The 17,783-nt window shown below is 61.8% G+C and carries 12 protein-coding genes; 1 reads left to right on the top strand and 11 read right to left on the bottom strand.

Going from position 1 to position 17,783, the window contains the following annotated elements:
- Window positions 1–183 precede the first annotated feature (183 nt).
- The 9 genes from pgm to ssuD form a co-directional block, all read right to left on the bottom strand.
- Complete coding sequence (gene pgm, locus UIA24_RS16565) at window positions 184–1,821, bottom strand: phosphoglucomutase (alpha-D-glucose-1,6-bisphosphate-dependent) (RefSeq protein ID WP_065757608.1); 1,638 nt, start codon at window positions 1,819–1,821, stop codon at window positions 184–186.
- 95 nt (window positions 1,822–1,916) lie between these two features.
- On the bottom strand, window positions 1,917–4,178 hold the full coding sequence (locus tag UIA24_RS16560; protein WP_330523351.1) for an ATP-dependent DNA helicase: 2,262 nt from the start codon (window positions 4,176–4,178) through the stop codon (window positions 1,917–1,919).
- Window positions 4,175–5,827 carry a VRR-NUC domain-containing protein gene (locus tag UIA24_RS16555; RefSeq protein WP_330523350.1) on the bottom strand — a complete coding sequence of 551 codons (1,653 nt, stop codon included), beginning with the start codon at window positions 5,825–5,827 and terminating at the stop codon, window positions 4,175–4,177. The genes UIA24_RS16560 and UIA24_RS16555 overlap by 4 nt, the downstream gene beginning before the upstream one ends.
- A 72-nt stretch (window positions 5,828–5,899) precedes the next feature.
- Entirely contained in the window at window positions 5,900–7,330 is a 1,431-nt protein-coding gene (locus UIA24_RS16550; protein WP_330523349.1) for a hypothetical protein, read from the bottom strand.
- Between the two features lie 445 nt (window positions 7,331–7,775).
- On the bottom strand, window positions 7,776–8,726 hold the full coding sequence (locus UIA24_RS16545) for an FAD:protein FMN transferase (protein ID WP_099775001.1): 951 nt from the start codon (window positions 8,724–8,726) through the stop codon (window positions 7,776–7,778).
- Window positions 8,716–10,935 (bottom strand): PepSY-associated TM helix domain-containing protein, encoded by a 2,220-nt coding sequence (locus tag UIA24_RS16540; RefSeq protein ID WP_330523348.1) that lies wholly within the window; start codon window positions 10,933–10,935, stop codon window positions 8,716–8,718. The genes UIA24_RS16545 and UIA24_RS16540 overlap by 11 nt, the downstream gene beginning before the upstream one ends.
- A gap of 20 nt (window positions 10,936–10,955) precedes the next feature.
- Window positions 10,956–11,426 carry a DUF2271 domain-containing protein gene (locus UIA24_RS16535; RefSeq protein WP_065757613.1) on the bottom strand — a complete coding sequence of 157 codons (471 nt, stop codon included), beginning with the start codon at window positions 11,424–11,426 and terminating at the stop codon, window positions 10,956–10,958.
- Window positions 11,427–11,560: 134 nt separating this feature from the next.
- Window positions 11,561–12,751 carry an MFS transporter gene (locus UIA24_RS16530; RefSeq protein WP_330523346.1) on the bottom strand — a complete coding sequence of 397 codons (1,191 nt, stop codon included), beginning with the start codon at window positions 12,749–12,751 and terminating at the stop codon, window positions 11,561–11,563.
- Between the two features lie 117 nt (window positions 12,752–12,868).
- The gene (gene ssuD / locus UIA24_RS16525) at window positions 12,869–14,023 is read right to left on the bottom strand and encodes an FMNH2-dependent alkanesulfonate monooxygenase (protein WP_330523344.1); all 1,155 of its coding nucleotides are present in this window, start codon (window positions 14,021–14,023) and stop codon (window positions 12,869–12,871) included.
- A gap of 550 nt (window positions 14,024–14,573) precedes the next feature.
- Here ssuD and UIA24_RS16520 point away from each other — a divergent pair.
- Entirely contained in the window at window positions 14,574–15,671 is a 1,098-nt protein-coding gene (locus tag UIA24_RS16520) for a sigma-54 interaction domain-containing protein (RefSeq protein WP_330523343.1), read from the top strand.
- An 81-nt stretch (window positions 15,672–15,752) separates the two neighbouring features.
- Here the strand turns inward: UIA24_RS16520 and UIA24_RS16515 are convergent, their stop codons facing one another.
- Window positions 15,753–16,880 (bottom strand): methionine ABC transporter ATP-binding protein, encoded by a 1,128-nt coding sequence (locus UIA24_RS16515; RefSeq protein ID WP_330523342.1) that lies wholly within the window; start codon window positions 16,878–16,880, stop codon window positions 15,753–15,755.
- 38 nt (window positions 16,881–16,918) lie between these two features.
- The gene (locus UIA24_RS16510) at window positions 16,919–17,689 is read right to left on the bottom strand and encodes a MetQ/NlpA family ABC transporter substrate-binding protein (RefSeq protein WP_330523340.1); all 771 of its coding nucleotides are present in this window, start codon (window positions 17,687–17,689) and stop codon (window positions 16,919–16,921) included.
- Window positions 17,690–17,783: the final 94 nt, after the last annotated feature.

Here is a 17,783-nt window from a genome sequence, read left to right as displayed (position 1 = left end):
ACCCCACCGACGCCATCGCAGGCAAGCCAGCTCCAACAGAGCCCGCGTAACCTGTAGGAGCGGGTCTTGCCCGCGATACAGGCGCCGCGAACTCACGGATACCGCACCGACGCTATCGCAGGCAAGCCTGCTCCAACAGGGCCCGCGCAAGCTGTAGGCGCGGGGCTTGTGCGCGACCGATGATCAAGAAATGGCGTTGTCGACCAATTCCTGGGCTTCGCTTACCAGGCGCTGCAAATGCGCATCATCGATAAAGCTTTCGGCGTAGATCTTGTAGATGTCCTCGGTACCCGACGGACGCGCCGCAAACCAGCCGTTGGCGGTCATCACTTTCAAACCGCCAATGGCCTGGCCATTGCCTGGGGCATGGCTGAGGATCTGCTGAATCGGCTCACCGGCCAGCTCAGTGGACTTCACCTGCTCCGGCGCCAGTTTGCTCAACAAGGCTTTCTGTTGCGGGTTGGCCTTGGCCTCGACACGCGTTGCGAATGGCTCACCCAGCTCGGCAGTCAGTGCCGCATAGGCCTGACTCGGGTTACGCCCGGTACGTGCAGTGATTTCCGCCGCCAGCAACGCCGGGATCAGGCCGTCCTTGTCGGTGGCCCAGACACTGCCATCCTTGCGCAGGAACGAAGCGCCTGCACTCTCTTCGCCACCAAAACCGAGTGAACCGTCGAACAACCCTTCGGCGAAGAACTTGAAACCCACCGGTACTTCGTAGAGGCGACGCCCCAAACGTGCCGTCACCCGGTCAATCAGGCCGCTGCTGACCACCGTCTTGCCGACGGCTGCATCGGCGCGCCACTGCGGACGGTTCTGGAACAGGTAGTCAATGGCAACCGCCAGGTAGTTGTTCGGTGCCAGCAGGCCGTTCGGCGTGACGATGCCGTGGCGGTCATGGTCGGGATCGCAGGCAAAGGCAACGTCAAAACGCTCACGCAGACCGATCAGGCCCTGCATGGCATAAGGCGAGGACGGGTCCATGCGGATCTGGCCGTCCCAGTCCACGCTCATGAAACGGAAGGTCGGGTCGACCTCAGTGTTGACCACCTCCAGGTTCAGGCGATAGTGATCGGCAATGGCCGACCAGTAGCGCACACCGGCACCGCCCAGCGGGTCAACGCCCAGGCGCAGGTTGGCACCACGAATAGCATCGAAATCAATCACATTGATCAGATCGCTGACGTAGTTGCCCAGGTAGTCATGGCGATGGGTCGTGCTGGCCTTGAGCGCCTGCTCGTAGTCCATGCGTTTCACGTCTTTCAGGCCATCGGCCAGCAGTTCGTTGGCCTTGGCCTCGATCCACTTGGTGACGTCGCTGTCAGCCGGGCCGCCATTGGGCGGGTTGTACTTGAAACCGCCACTCTGTGGTGGGTTGTGCGACGGCGTGATGACCACACCATCGGCCAGCCCGCGGCTGCGACCACGGTTGTAACAGAGAATCGCGTGGGACACTGCTGGCGTTGGCGTGTACTCATCGTCCTTGGCCAGCATCACTTCGACGCCATTGGCCGCCAGTACCTGCAGTGCGGTAGCCGCTGCCGGGGTGGACAGTGCATGGGTGTCGATGCCGACGAACAGCGGACCATCGATGCCTTTGACCTTGCGATACAGGCAGATGGCCTGGCTGATAGCCAGTACGTGGTCTTCGTTGAAACTCAACTCCAGCGAACTGCCGCGATGCCCGGAGGTACCAAACGCCACGCGTTGGGTGGCGATGCCGGCGTCCGGCCGGCCAGAGTAATAGGCGGTCAGCAGTCGAGGGATATCGACCAGGATCGACGCAGGTGCCGGTTTGCCCGCCAGGGGACTGAGCTTCATGCAAAACCTCAAGAATGGGTGTTCAGGGTAATGAAAGGACACAGTTTACTGGCAGTTTGACCTTAAGGCGACGAGGAAGCTCCCTGCCCTGACGACTATTTTTTTTGCGGTGCCCACCAGCCTGGAAACATCTGCTGTACCTTCTGCTCGGCGAATCGATCATCAATCAGCATGACCACCCCACGGTCCTGCGGGCCACGAATGACGCGCCCTGCGGCCTGGATAACCTTGCGCACGCCTGGGTACAGGTAGGTGTAATCGAAGCCCGCGCCAAACCGCTCGGCCATGCGCTGCTTGATCTGCTCGTTGACCGGGTTGACTTGTGGCAGGCCCAAGGTGGCGACGAATGCGCCGATCAGGCGGGTTCCCGGTAGATCGACCCCTTCGGCGAACGCCCCGCCCAACACCGCGAAACCAACCCCTTGCCCACCTTCGACAAAGCGTTCGAGAAACGCCTGGCGTGCCTCCTCCGCCATCCCTTGTGACTGACGCCATTGGGGAATGGCCGGGTACCGCGTTGCCAGCATTTCAGCCACCTGCTGCAGGTACTCGAAGCTGCTGAAAAACGCCAGGTAGTTGCCTGGTTGCCGGACGTACTGCTCGGCAATCAGCTCGCTGATAGGCGCAATAGACGCCTGACGGTGCTGGTAGCGCGTCGACACATTGCTCACCACGCGCACCTGCAACTGCTCTGCGACAAAGGGCGATGCCACTTCCAGCCAGGCAGTGTCGCCTGGCATCCCCAGCAGGTCGGCATAGAACTGCCGGGGGCCGAGGGTGGCGGAAAACAGCACAACGCTGCGCGCCGCCGCCATTTTCGGCGCGATCAATGCTGCCGGCAGCACGTTGCGCAGGCACAGGGTGGACAGGCTGCGCCGCCCCTGTGCCTCGCGCTTACTGATGTCGAACAGGAAGTTCCCATCAAAGACCTCGCTCAAGCGGCTGAACTGCAGCGCACGGAAATAGAAGTCCATCAATGCGGGGTCCAGCCCCGACGGGGCCTGATTCATCAGTTCCTGAATCAGCGTCAGACAGCGCTGCAAGGCCTTGAGAAAGGCCGTCGGTAACTCGGCACTGGCCCTGTAGGGCGCAACCTGGTCATTGTGCAGGGCATTCCATTGACGATTGAGTTGCTGCAGGGCACTGCTCATGCCGACAGGCTTGCTGCGACGCAGGCTCTGCAACAACCACTGATCGAGGCTCGCGCTGTACATCTGACGGGCGCGCTCGACCAGGTTGTGCGCCTCGTCCACCAACACCGCCACCCGCCATTGGTTGACCTGGGCCAGGCCGTACAACAAGGCGCTCTGATCAAAGTAATAGTTGTAATCGGCGACCACCACATCGACCCAGCGCGCCATCTCCTGGCTCAAGTAGTAGGGACAGACCTGATGCGTCAGCGCCACCTCGCGCAACGCGGCTTTATCCAGCAAGGCGACTTCCCGGGCCGCCTGGCGAGCCGCCGGCAATCGGTCATAAAAGCCCTTGGCCAACGGGCAGGATTCGCCATGGCAGGCGTTCTGCGGATACTCGCAGGCCTTGTCCCTGGCCACCAGCTCAAGGCTGCGCAGCGCCAACGTCGGGGCACTGGTCATGACCTGGCGCACCGCCTCCAGCGCCAAAGCCCGGCCCGGCGTCTTGGCGGTCAGGAACAGCACTTTGTCCAGCTGTTGCGGCACGACAGCCTTGAGCATCGGGAACAACGTGCCCAGGGTCTTGCCGATACCCGTTGTGGCCTGGGCCATCAGACAACGACCGGTGCTGACCGCCTTGTACACCGTTTCGGCCAGATCGCGCTGGCCGCTACGCATCTGCGCATAGGGAAAGCTCAATGCCTGCAACCCGCTGTTACGCTCGCTCAGGCGCTGCATCTGCGGGATCGCCCAACCCAGAAACACCGCACATTGCTGCTTGAAGTACTGCTCCAATGCCTCGGCCTGGTAGTGCTGCTCGATACGCGTCTCGCGGTCACTGTCGACATCAAGGTAGACCAGCGCCAGGTGAATGTCGGTCAGTTGCCGCGCGCTGCACAGCAGCCAGCCATAAATGCGCGCCTGCGCCCAGTGCAGCTCGCGGTGGTTATGCGGTTGGCTGGCAAGGTCGCCTCGGTAGGTCTTGATTTCCTCCAGGCGGTTGGCTGATGGCGCGTAACCGTCGGCGCGGCCGCGCACGCGCAGTTGCTCGTAACAGCCCTCCAGGGTGACTTCTGCTTCATAGTCGGGCCCGCGCCGAGCAACCACCCGGCGATGCCCGGCCATCCCTTCCTGCGCCGTGGGCGACGGGGTGAAGCGCAGGTCAAGATCGCCCTGTTTTGCGGTGAATTCGCAGAGGGCACGCACCGCGACTACGTAGCTCATGACGCCTGCGGCGTCCATTGCACATGGCAGACCTCGACCGGCAGGCCATGCTCACTGCAGAACGCTATCCAGCGCAGCTGGTTGTCCTGCAGACGGTCGCCAGGCCCCTTGACCTCGATCATTCGGTAACGCCGCGCCTCGGGCCACAGTTGAATCAGGTCTGGCATGCCGGCGCGGTTATGTTTGATATCTTCCAGCAAGCGCCGGAAACACGCGGACAGATGCTCAGCGGGAAGGCACGCCAAGGCCTGCTCCAACAGCGTTTCGTCAAGCACCTCCCACACCACGAAAGGCGACTGCAAGCCGCGCTTCGCCGCATGGTTGGCGCGAATCGTCTGGTGATAGCGACCGTCTTCCAACTGCGCCAGGCAATCGCCAAACAGCGCCTCACGACGTGCGTGGAAACCGGGATCATGAAGGTCCTGAGGGCCACGTTGGAAAGGGTGGAAGAACGCACCCGGCAGCGGCGCGAAAATCGCGTCCCAGCAAAGCAGGCCGAACAGGCCATTGAACAGGCAGTTCTCGACGTAGAACACCTGACCGCCCTCTTCCTCCAGGTGCTGCTGGACTGCCCGCTCGACACCCAGCGTCGAATGCTCGCGAGGCAGGCAGAGGTCGACCCGGTGTACGTCAGGTGCGCTGCGCCTCGGCTGCGCGGGCCCACCCAACTTGCGCCGCAGGCGCGGCAGTACGCGGTTCAACGCCTGCGCTTGCAGTGCATTGAGCGGCTGCTCACTGACCGCCTCGGCCAGATTCAGCGCGGCCGCCCACTGTTCGTCGCGCTCCAACACCCGTATGTGGCGCAATGGCGCCTGCGGGTGCGCACTGAGCGGATAGATCTGCTGGGCCAGCGCCCAGTTACCGTCGCGCTCACACTGCTGGCCCAGGTGGAACAGCAAACGAGCGCGACGGCGTTCCAGCCAGGGGTTAAGGCTGTGCAGGCACTCGGCACGCGCCAGTACCTGCTCGACAGCAACCCCCGCAGCCAGTTGCTCGGCACACTCGTGCAGGGCCAAGGCGACCTCGACATCGTTGCGCTCACGCATCGCCCGGGAATCGGCACTGAACGCCACTTGCTCGTAGCGCAGTACGCCAAGGTCAGCCAATACGAATTCGGACCAGTCCTGGTGCAGATTGCCAAAGAACAGCAGGCGCAAGCGGTCGCACAGGGCTTGCAAGCGCCACGCGTAGACAACCTCGGCAAACCCCGGATACCACTCGGACAAACGACGTGGCTCTGGGTACAGAGGTGCCAGTTGTTCAAAAAGCTCGGGTTTGGCCGCACGCGGGCGCGTCAATGCCGTGGCGAAACAGTCAACGATTTCATCCTTGCGCAGCATCTGGAAAAGCTGTTCCAGGCTCAGCACGGCATCATCGTCGACCCACGCCAGGGCCATCAACGGCGCCAGGGCCTCGGCTGACGGGCCGATTTCGGCGTATTCCAACTTGCTTTCGCGGAACAACTGCCCCTTGCGCATCACCATGCGCACCAGCATCGCCCGGGCGGCCTGCGGTTGTTGGCCGAACTGGTGAATGAAATCATGCTCCTGCTCCGAGAGCAGATCGGCATAACGCAGCAGCAACCAGTCCAGTACCTGCTGGAAGTTGTGGAGGTAGTAAAACGGATCAGAAACAGGGTGAGCGATCACAGCAGGCAGGCAACCAGAATGTCCAGGCACTGGTTATACATACAGATCAGCTCTCTTGGCAACTTCCCGTGATCAGCGGCTTGCCATGGCCCTGCCAGGCGACAGATCGCTTACCGGGTGACAGAGCGTTTTACTCAACGTCTCGGCTTCAAGCCAGTACAACGTCTGCAAGGTCGACAGCGGCAAGCCACTGATATTCACCAGCCACTGAACAACCGGCTCCGGTGCCCGCTGCTCACGCAGCGCCTTGTGCATGTAGGGCAACGCAACCAGCATACCCGGGTGACACTGGCGCAAAAACGCCTCCAGCCGCTTGCCGCCTTCGATAAAGGGCGCAAACAGCAGACAGATCAACTGAGCCTCACTCAAGCCATAGGCCTGAGTGGCAAGATCAGCGGCCTGCTGGCGACGCTGTGCCAACTGATCGGCGCCCTGCCACGCAGCCAGGACCTCGCGCTGCAGGAGCGGCGACATCTGCTTGCGCTGCATCCGAATACCGGCTCGCTTGAGGTAATCGCTCACGCCGTCCGCGTAGCACTGCCCGTGCACATGCTCGCGTCGAAGGCCCCACAGGTGCGCGCTCAGCAGTGGCGTGACGCAATCCGACTCGCTGAGCACGCACGAATGCTCACTGCACTGGAAACCAAGAAACGCGCTTAACACCTCACACTCCGCGTCAAACGGCTGGTGAACCAGATCATCGATCGCAATGAACCGCAAAGGACGTTGATTGCCGGAGAAGTACTGGGTTTGCAGCGGCAGGCCCAGCAACCGTTGCAGGTGTTGACGCCGCACCGCGCTCAGCGCGTCGATCATCGCCCGGGGAAATGTCGCAACCTGGGCACTGAGGCCAACACCCGCTCGCCTCAGCTTGCGCCGCCCCCAGGCCAGGTAGCGCTTGCGCTCAGGCAAGGGGTCGGCGCTGATGACCGCATCCACACCGCCGTCCCATGCCATTGCATGCCGGTACAGGTCGGCCAGGCCCGCGTAACAGCACCCACAGAATGGGGGGCAAGCCACCCCGCACGCCAGATGCCCGGCCAACAACAGATCGTTGCGGTCTGCCTGACGCTGGTTCGGCGACGAGAGCTGAGCACTGTCGAACGGCTGCATGACACCATCATCGAGCACCAGCACTTCAACACGCGGATCATCCTGGACAAACAGTGCCGAGTAACCACGCTCGATGTTCGCAATGACGTCAGCGGTTATGCCCGCATGCCGGGCGGTGGCAATTCGCAGGTTGAAGGTCGCGTGAGCGCGAGCCGCAATGCTCAATTGCGCAGCCCGCAGAAATGCCAGGGCATGAACACTGTCTTTGCCACCCCCATGGGCATACATCACTTTGAAGCTACCGACCCGCTCATAGCCGCCCGCGGCGACGATCACGCGCTGGATCAACAGTTGCAATGAAGCGCGCTGAGCCGGGGAAAAGCGCTCCATCAGCCGCTGAAGGACTTGTCGATAGACATACTGCATGGCCTGGTCATGAACGCTACTCATAGTGCTTACCTGCTGTACCGGAAAAGCTGACGACCGTGTTCGACCGCGAGAGCAGGTCGGGAAGAAGAATGAAGGTGGCCATAGATGTTTCCTACAGAGCCATAGGACGTTTAGAGGACAAACGCGCAGGCGCAACGCCTGTCCCAGGCTTTGTCGTGAATCCGCAGAGGTCGCCTGTAATCAGTCGAACAATCATTTCTCGCTCCGTGAGAGGACAGTGAGTGGGGTATCCAGTTAACGTGTCGGACAGGCCGCAGTACTTTTTCCTATTCATTCAACAGTAAGCCAATACGCGCTCATCCGTTTCAGCAAACCGAGTAGGAAATTTCTGAAGCTCACTCAGAGCGCCAAGCGCGGGCGTCTTGGCGCGGGATATCGCAGGCAAGCCCCCTGTGAAGTGACTTGCCTACGACGGTATTGGCGGGGGTAAATACCAAGGTGCCAACTATTGCAGTTGGCCATCCAATACAGCGATCTGCTTGAATCCATCGCCGTCACGCAGCAAAAACACCGCATCCATACCCCGCTGCTGCGCCAAGGCAACGCCTTTATCCGGGCCCAGCACCATCAACGCGGTGGCCCAGGCATCCGCGTACATGCAGCTGGTGGCAACCACCGAAACCGCCGCCAGCGGCGAGCTGAGTGCGCGGCCACGGGCCGGGTCCATGGTGTGTGAATACACTACGCCGTCGCGCTCGACCCAATGCCGGTAGTCACCGGAGGTGGCGATGGAGGCATCGCTGAGCTCCATGACCCCCAGCACCTCTCGACGGCCACGCAGCGGCTTTTCAATCGCGATGTTCCAGGGTTCGCCCGAGGGCTTGTGCCCGGCGGCACGCATCTCGCCATCGATGCCGACCAGGTAATGCCTGATGCCAGCCTGTTCCAGGCAGTGAGCCAGTTGGTCGACAGCAAAGCCTTTGGCGATGCCGTTCAAGTCCAGGGTAATGGGCAAGCGTTTACGTACACGCTGAGCGCTGAAGTCGAGTTCAAGGGCCGCAGAGGCGCGGTTTCGCTTCTGGCTACCCTTCACCAGCGGCAGTTCGGCGGATTGGCCGCCCGCACCAAACCCCCAGGCGTTGACCAGGTCGCCCACGCCGATATCGAAGGCCCCCTGTGACTCATGCTCGATACGCAGCGCAGTCGACAAGACCCACAGCAAGGCGTCGGGAATCACCCTCCACGCCCCCACCGGCAAGGCGTTGAACTGCATCAAAGCGGAGTCGGGCTTCCAGGTGGACATCTGCTGGTCCACGGCATCGACCGCCTGAAACAACTGCGCACCCAACACCGCCAAGTCCTGGCCCGCTGGCGCATAGAAGACGGCGCTGTAGCGAGTTCCCATGGTTTCGCCATTCAGGCTGTAGCGCTCAAGCGCCGCCGCTTCAGAACACATCTTCACGGTATCGCCCCTGTACGTTAAGGGTTTCGACGTTCAGGCAAAGGGGTGCCAACAGCCCATCAAACACCTGCCTGACGCTTTCTGCCATTTCACGCCCACCGCAGACCAGCACCTGCGCACCGCTCTGGATGAGCGCCTGCAACTTCAGCGCATCGGCGCGAATACGGTCTTGAACATAAGCGCGCTCCGCACCGCGAGAAAACGCCGTGCTCAAGTGGTGGAGCCGTCCATCCTCCAGGTAGGTACCCAGTTCATCCTCATAGAGGAACTCCGTTGTGGCCGACCGCCCACCCCAGTACAGGTTGATCGGGCGCGCCCGGTGGTTCTTGCGGATAAACCCTACCAAAGGCCCGATCCCGGTACCCGCACCCACCAGAATGACCGGAGCCTGCCCGGCACTGGGGCGGAAATGCGGGTGTTGCTGAACAAACGCTTCGATGCGACCGCCAAGCGGCAGCGTATGCAGGTATCCCGAGCACAGCCCCTGCGCATGCCGGCGCACACAGATCTCCACCACCCCATCGCTACGGCTGGTGGCAATCGAGTAGAACCTCGCCTCTTCCCCGCGGCTCGGTACCACACCCAGCAAGTCACCGGGCTCGAACGCTGGCAAGCGGTCTTTGCCCAGTAATCGGGACAGCAGGTTACGACCGCTGCCGGGTACCGGTGCAAAACGCAAGACGGCGGTACTGGTTGCCTCGGTTTCGCCATAGACCACCCGCTCGATCAATTCGAGGCTGCGTGTCGGCACCGAGACGCGTGCCGGTTTCAGCAGCAATTCGACCCCCAATTGTTCGGCAAGGGCACTGCCCCACTGGCTGAAGGCCTCGGCATCGCCACGGTCAACCGTTGCCAAGGGCAGCAACATCGAGCAACCCGCGCCCTGCAAGGCATCCTGTACCCGGTGGGCATAGGCGCAGAACTGTTTGAAACGCGAGTCACCAAAGCCCAGCACCGCAACGCTCAGGTCCGGGCCCAACTGTGCCTGTTGCAGACGCGCCATGAACGCACTGGCGGAGTCCGGGGCGTGGCCGTCGCCGTAGGTCGAGGTCAGTACCAGCAGGCGCTTGGCCTGGCGATAGCGCGGTTGCAAGCTGTTCATGGTGGCGGTATGCACGGCATGGCCAGCGTTCGTCAGCGCATCATGCACGGCACTGGCGAATGCCCAGGTGGTCGCCGACTGACTGCCGACCAACACCACGGTATCCGCCTGTTGCGCGCCGACGTTGGCACGCAGTGTCGGCGTCAGCCTGCGCCGTTGCCACCAGATCAGTGTGCCGGTAATGGCCAACAACGGCACTGCCGACACACACAGACCACACAGCAGGCTCAACCACCAGTAGCCTTCGCCGGTGTGCAATTGATAGACCGTCTCATACACCTGACGCGTCAGCGTGTGGGCCCGATAATTCAGCAGTTCGCCTGATGCCGGGTCGACGTAGCCATCGCCAGACGCAGTTCTCAGGGTGATGACCCCGTTGCTGTCATTGGGCTTGGGAAACTCCAGCTCACGCAGGTCAGCGATATCAACCGCCTTGAGTGCCTTGAGGTCAGCAACGGCCGCATGCGGGCCTTGTGCAACCTGGCTGGGATAGGCCGGCTCAAGCGCCATGCCATCGTCGATCAGGCCAAAGGTGACACCGGACATGTACAGGCCTGTCACCGACAGCAGTATCAGCCCCGGCAGGCTCAGGCGGCCAGCGGCCGAGTGCCAGCGCTGAGAACGGTCGCCCGTTGATCGGGACAGCAGCATGCGCCATCCGCCCATTTTTCGGGCCAACAGCACCACACCAGACAGTGACAGCAGCGCCATCGCCAGGGCGACGACACCACTGACGCCGCGCCCCACATCGCCCGAGAAAAACGAACGGTGCAAGTCCCGCATCCAGGCCATGAAGGCACCCGGCTCATAGGAGCCAAGCGCTGCTCCTGTGCGCGGATCGACACGCAAGGTGTCGCCGCCGTGCTTCGAATCGACGGTCACCCGAACTTCGCCTGACGGCGCGCGCTCGATCAGTTCGACACCGGCAACCTGCTGGGTGATCCGCGAGGCGACGACGGCGGCGCTGACCCCCTGCAGCGGGCTGCCGACATCCAGACGCGTGAGTGTCGGTTGCAGTGCCAGGGTCACACCACTCAGGGCGACGACCATGACCAGCACACTCAGCGCCACACCTGGCCATGAATGAAGTTTGCGCAGCATTAGCCTGTACCTCACCGGTATCAGAGATCGTAACGGAAGCTATCGACGTAACCGTTGCCCGACGTGGCCTTGCCTGAACCTTCGCGGGTCAGCGGCACCTGGACTTCGGCGCTGTTTTCGCGCTTGTCTTCCACCGCGGTATCGATGCGGATTTGATAGCCGGCGTCGATCAATGCATCAGCAATGTCCACCGACACTTTCAGCGTTTCACCACTGCCGACGCTGGCGCCACTGACGCCGTCGAATTCGGCAGCATTCAGGCCGCTACCACGGGCCCAGTCACGCAGGTGCTTGTAGTACTTGGCCTTCTTGCCGGCCACCCACAGGGTCCGTTCGTACTTGCCCTGGGCATCGGTCAGGTAAATGGCAACATAGGCACCGTTGCCCCGATAGGATTGCAGGGTGCTGGTGAGGGTGACTTCCCGAGCGTGAGCAAATGCTGGGGCAGCGGCGACACCCGCGAGTGCAAGGGAAAAGACAGCCTTTTTCATCGAGAAGCCCTCAGGCAGAGGAAAAGATGGCTTCACGATAACGGCCATTACTTAATGGAAGCTGAACAGGCTTTCAGCGGTGCTTAAGGGTTCCTTAAGGTGCTTGTGCACCAACAGCGCGGGTACGGGCCAGGTCAGTCAGCGCGCGTTTTACCCAACAGCAGGAGCAATGACAGCGCCGAAAACACGGCACCGGCGTAGAACGCCATCGCCGCACCATAGGCTTGCCAAAGCCAGCCGGCAATCACACTCGCCAGCAGCAAGGCCAGCCCACTGACCAGGTTGAACACCCCGAATGCCGTGCCTTTCAGAGCGGCGGGCGTGGTATCGGCGACCAGTGTGGCCAGCGTGCCCTGGCTAAAGCCCATGTGCAGCCCCCACAGCGCAACGCCGACCATCATCGCCCAGGCGCTTTGGGCGTACGCCAGAACAACGTCCGCCAGTATCAGCAACACCAGGCTCATGGACAACAGCGACGTGCGGCTCATTCGGTCCGACCACTTACCGACCGGGTATGCCGACACCATGTAGAAACCCGCCATCACCACCATGACCACAGGCACCCAGGTGGCCGCGAAACCTGCCTGCTGCGCACGCAGGATCAGAAACGCCTCACTGAAACGTGCCAGTGAAAACGCCGCACCAATGGCTACGACCCACCAGTACTCAGCGGAAAACTGCTTCAACGAGGCCATTCGCAACGGCGCACGGAAGTGCCGCTCGCCCGCCTCATGGACAGGCTCGCGGATCCCCACCAGTAACAACCCAACGGCCAGTGCTGCAGGAATCACGGCAAACCACAGTACCGACGAAATCGCACCGGCAAAGACGGTCATCAGCAGAATGGCCAGCAGCGGCCCGAGAAAAGCACCCACGGTGTCCATCGCCTGGCGCAAGCCAAAGCAGGCACCGCGAATGGCGGCGGGCGCCACATCGGCGACCAGTGCGTCGCGTGGCGCCCCCCGTATACCTTTGCCGATCCGGTCCAGAATACGTGCGGTAAATACCACACCTGCCGAACTGGCCAGCGGGAACAGTGGCTTGGTCAGGGCCGCGAGGCCATAGCCAAGCAACAACAATTCCTTGCGCCGCCCGATGAAGTCGCTGAACGCCCCGGAAAACACTTTCACGATCAGGGCGGTGGCTTCTGCCACCCCTTCGATGATACCTACCGCCAGGATGCTGATGCCGAGCTCTCCTACCAGATACAGTGGTAACAGGCTATGCACCAGCTCGGACGACAGGTCCATGAACAGGCTGACAAAACCCAGCGTCCAGACCGTTCGCGGGATACGTGGAAGCGAACGATCGGCCCCCCTGTTCATCGAGTAGCCCCCTGACGATGACCTTGGCCGGCGGGAACACACCCGCCGCGGATGCAACCAGAGCATAGTCGATCGCCCCGCCCGCCTCCTGCGCCTTGGCCCTCGTCATGTTTGGGATTACGCCAGGACCTCAGGCTCGTTCACCGCGGGTTTTACCGTCGCACGGGCGTCGAAAGCGCCACCCGTCAGTACTTGGTCTGCTAGCGTCACCGGCTTTTTCCCAGGCAACAGCGGGAACACCAGCTCGGCAAAGCGAATCGACTCTTCCAAATGCGGGTAACCCGACAGTACGAAACTGTCGACACCCAGTTCGGCGTACTCCTGCAAGCGCGCCGCAACCGTTTGTGGGTCGCCGACCAATGCCGTACCCGCGCCGCCACGCACCAAGCCGACCCCGGCCCACAGGTTCGGGCTGACTTCCAGTTTGTCGCGCCGCCCGCCGTGCAAGGCGGCCATGCGTCGCTGGCCTTCGGAGTCCATGCGGGCGTAGTTGGCCTGGGCGCTGGCAATGGTGTCGTCGTCCAGGTGGCTGATCAGCCGTTCGGCGGCAGCCCAGGCTTGTTCGGTGGTCTCGCGCACGATCACATGCAGACGCACGCCAAAACGCACTGTACGCCCGTATTTCGCCGCACGTTCACGCACATCAGCAATTTTTTCGGCCACCGCAGCCGGCGGCTCGCCCCAGGTCAGGTAAGCATCCACGTGCTTGGCCGCCAGCTCATGGGCGGCTGCCGAGGAGCCACCGAAGTACAACGGTGGATAGGGTGTCTGTACTGGCGGGAAGACGTTCGAAGCCTGTTTGACGTTGACGTGTTTGCCTTGGAAATCCAGGGTCTTGCCGGCCAGCAGTTGGCGCCACACGGTGAGGAATTCGTCTGCTGCTTCGTAGCGCTGGTCGTGATCGAGGTAGACGCCCTCTGCCGCCAGCTCAGTGGCATCGCCACCGGGTACGACATTGAGCAGCAGGCGGCCGTTCAGCGCCTGGTCGAGGGTGGCGGCTTGCCGCGCCGCCACCGTCGGGCCGCTCACCGAGGTGCGCAATGCGACCAGCAGTTTGATCCGCTGGGTCACCGGCACCAGGCTCGCAGCGGTGACCCACGGGTCCAGGCAACTGCTGCCGGTTGGAATCAACAAACCGTCGTAGCCCAGGCTTTCAGCGGTCACTGCAATCTGGCGCATGTAGGCGTTGGTCGCCGGGCGACCGGACGACGACTTGCCCAGGTAGCGGGTGTCACCAGAGGTGGGTAGAAACCAGAAAATCTCCAAGCTCATAGGTACAGGCCTCAATAATAAATGCGCGGCTGACAGGGCAACCCGTTCTGGCGCAAGGCGCGCGGCATCCGTGCCGTCGGTATGTTGCGCGCGCTCTGCGGCGCGCTGAGCAGCAACGTGGCTGTATGGGACAGCGGTGAGCAAGAGCTGTACCAGTTGCTGCCAGGCCTGGCTCAAAGCCTCTCGGGCCAGAGAAAACCAGCAGGGCGACCAGCGCCCATAGCCCGCTGACGGCGTGGCAACTATTGCCCAGCCAACAACACTGTTGATTGGCTGTTGCCAGGAAAACACCTGCACCGGGAACCCGCAGAAAAATCCACAGGCCGCGATCCAGAGCCCCCCGGCACGTCACGGCAACGCCTTAAGCTAATAACTAAAATGTCTTTATTTAAAGGTTGTTAGATCAATTACATTCAACACCGCACACACCGATACTGTTGTGCCTTACGCAGCTCAGCAGTGTTGCCAGCCCAACAGCCCGTCTACGACTGAACGGCTGGGCGCCAAACGGGGCGCTACAAACACCGTCTTTTTACTCATAGGCCCGACCATGCAACTACTCACGCTGCCGCCCTCACCCGCACTGGCCACGTCGATCCGCGCCACTGCGCAGGTTTTCGAAGACCCTAAATCGCAAGCGCTGCTGGCGCACCTGCAACAGATCGCTCCCAGTGACGCCAGCGTGTTGATCATTGGTGAAACCGGTACCGGCAAGGAGTTGGTGGCGCGTCACTTGCACAACCTCAGTGCCCGGCGCAACAAGCCGTTTATCGCGGTGAACTGCGGCGCCTTCTCTGAAACGCTGGTGGAGGCCGAGTTGTTCGGTCACGAGAAAGGCGCCTTCACCGGCGCCCTGAGCGCCAAGGCCGGCTGGTTTGAAGAGGCCAACGGCGGCACGCTGTTCCTTGACGAGATCGGCGATTTGCCAATGCCGATCCAGGTCAAACTGTTGCGCGTACTGCAGGAGCGGGAAGTGGTGCGCCTGGGCTCACGCAAGAGCATCCCGATCAATGTACGGGTGCTGGCCGCCACCAACGTGCAACTGGAAAAGGCGATCAATGCCGGGCATTTCCGCGAGGACCTCTACTACCGCCTGAACGTCGTCAGCCTGGAACTCAACCCTCTGCGTGAACGACCAGGCGATATCCTGCCGCTGATTCGCCACTTCATTGCCGAGTACAGCCGACGCCTGGGCTATGGCGAGATTGTGCTGGATGCCGAGGCCCAGCAGAAACTGGTGAGCTATTCCTGGCCGGGCAACATTCGCGAGCTGGAAAACGTCATTCACCACACGTTGCTGATCTGCCGTGACAACCTGATACGCGCACATGACCTGCACCTGTCCAATTTGCGCATAGAACGCCAGGAGAGCAGCAACCACAACGACAGCGCCGAAGCCCTGCTGGAGCAGGCCTTCCAGAAACTGTTCGAAGAGGAAAGCGGTGCCCTGCATGAACGGGTCGAGGCGCTGCTGCTGCGCGCCGCCTACCGTTTCTCCCACTACAACCAGGTGCATACCGCCAACCTGCTCGGCCTGAGCCGCAACATCACCCGGGCAATGCTGATCAAAAGCGGCGAGCTGGTGGTCAATAAACGCCAACCCGCACCACGCGAGACCGGTACCCGGGCATTCAACCTGTCAATCTGAACACCCGTGATCAATACAAAGAAGCCCGGGGCTATCCCATCGATAGCCCCGGGCTTTTCAGCTTCAACAGTGCAAGCCCCTTCAGCGTGGCGCGAGGTACCCCAGCAACTGCACCCGGTCGGCCAACGTCGCCGCTTTTGCGATCAGCGCCTCGGCATCGCCCTGAACCGGCACGCCGACCAGCAAGCGCCCTTGGGCGCGCCCCTGAATACGCTCGACACCACCGTGCAGCAAACGGCTCTGGGGCCCCAGAGCCCGGGCAATCGCTAGCAGGTCCACCTCGTGCCGGTGGCCGCTGAACTGCAGGCTCAACAACCGTTCATCCGTCACGGCCCCCGGCCCGGCGTGCAACCGCTGCTGCAGATCGGCAGGTACGTCACTGAGCTGATGGCCCAGCAGGGTGCGGGTGACCTCATGCTGTGGGTCACCGAACAGTTGCCAGACCTCGCCCTGCTCCACCACCTCTCCGCGCTCCAGCACGACCACCCGGTCGCAGATCGCCCGGATGACTTCCATTTCGTGAGTGATCAATACAATGGTCAGGCCCAGACGGCGGTTGATATCGCGCAGCAGGGCCAGGATTGCCTGAGTACTTTCCGGGTCAAGGGCTGAGGTAGCTTCGTCACAAAGCAGGATCTGCGGCTGGTGCACCAGGGCACGGGCAATGCCGACGCGCTGCTTCTGCCCTCCGGACAGTTGCGCCGGGTAGGCCTGATGCTTGTCCTGCAACCCCACCAGAGCCAGCAGTTCGCTGACCTTGCTGGCAATCTGCGTCTTGTCCACCCCGGCCATGCGCAAGGGCAGTGCCACGTTGTCCCAGACGGTTTTCGCCGACATCAGGTTGAAGTGCTGAAAAATCATGCCCACTCGCCGCCGCAACTGCACCAGCTGCGCGGCGTTGTACAGGCCGATATCCTGATCGTCGATCAGCACCCGACCGCTGCTCGGCTGCTCAAGGCGATTGAGGGTGCGAATCAGCGATGACTTGCCAGCACCGCTACGGCCAATGATGCCAAATACCTCACCGTGACGAATTGCCAGGTTCAGGTTGCTCAACGCTGGCTGGGGATTGCCCGGGTAGTGCTTGCCTACCCCTTGCAGGCGGATATGCGCCGGTTCATGCAGGGTGCTCACCTGTGCCTCGCGACGGGCGGAGGGCGCCGGCGCCAGATCATCAGGTGCAACCTTGAGTGCAGTGTACTGGGTCATCTGAATGGGCTTCCTGGCAGCCACGATGCCGACAGGGCTTAGAACCCCGGGGCAATCTGGCCTTTGTAACGGGCAAGGATGAATTCACGCACCTGTGGCGAGTTCAGCGCTTTGGCCAGTTTCTGCACGGCCGGGCTCTGCAGGTTGTCCGGACGGGCGACCAGGTACTCGACGTAGAGGTCCTTGCCCTTCTCGACAATCAGCGCACTACTGGTGTCGATACCGGCTTCAAGGGCGTAGTTGGCAAACACGAAAGCCAGGTCGACCTGGCTTACCGAGCGCGCCAACAGTGCGCCTTCCAGCTCACGAATCTTCAGTTTCTTCGGGTTCTCGGCGATATCGCGCTGGGTCGCCAAGGTGTTGCTTGGGTCTTTCAGTTTGATCAGGCCAGCTTCATGCAGCAGTACCAATGCCCGGCCCGTGTTGACCGGGTCGTTGGGAATCGCCACCGAGGCGCCGTCCTTGAGTTCCGACAAGTCCTTGATCTTGGTTGAATAGGCGCCAAAGGGCTCGATATGCACGCCGACCACCGGCACCAGGTTGGTGTGGCGGGTCTTGTTGAACTCGTCGAGGAACGGCCGGTACTGGTAGTAGTTGGCGTCGAGGTTCTTTTCTGCCAGTTGCAGGTTGGGCTGGATGAAGTCGGAGAACACCTTGATGTCCAGATCGACGCCCTCCTTGGCCAGTGCCGGTTTCACGAATTCGAGAATTTCCGCATGGGGAACCGGGGTAGCACCCACGACCAGTTTTTCACCCGCCTGCACGCTGAACGCGACCACGGCAGCCAGAATGGCAATAGCCTTTTTCATTACAGTGACTCCTTGAACACTAGAGGATTGGCCGTCGTGGGGTGGACGTGGGGCCACAGTTGGCAGCACTACCCGGCTGCCACTCGGGAGGATA

Source organism: Pseudomonas sp. AL 58 (genome assembly GCF_036348395.1).
GTDB lineage: Bacteria > Pseudomonadota > Gammaproteobacteria > Pseudomonadales > Pseudomonadaceae > Aquipseudomonas > Aquipseudomonas defluvii.
Note: the sequence above shows the minus strand (reverse complement) of the source record. Positions and strands in the feature narration are given on the sequence as shown.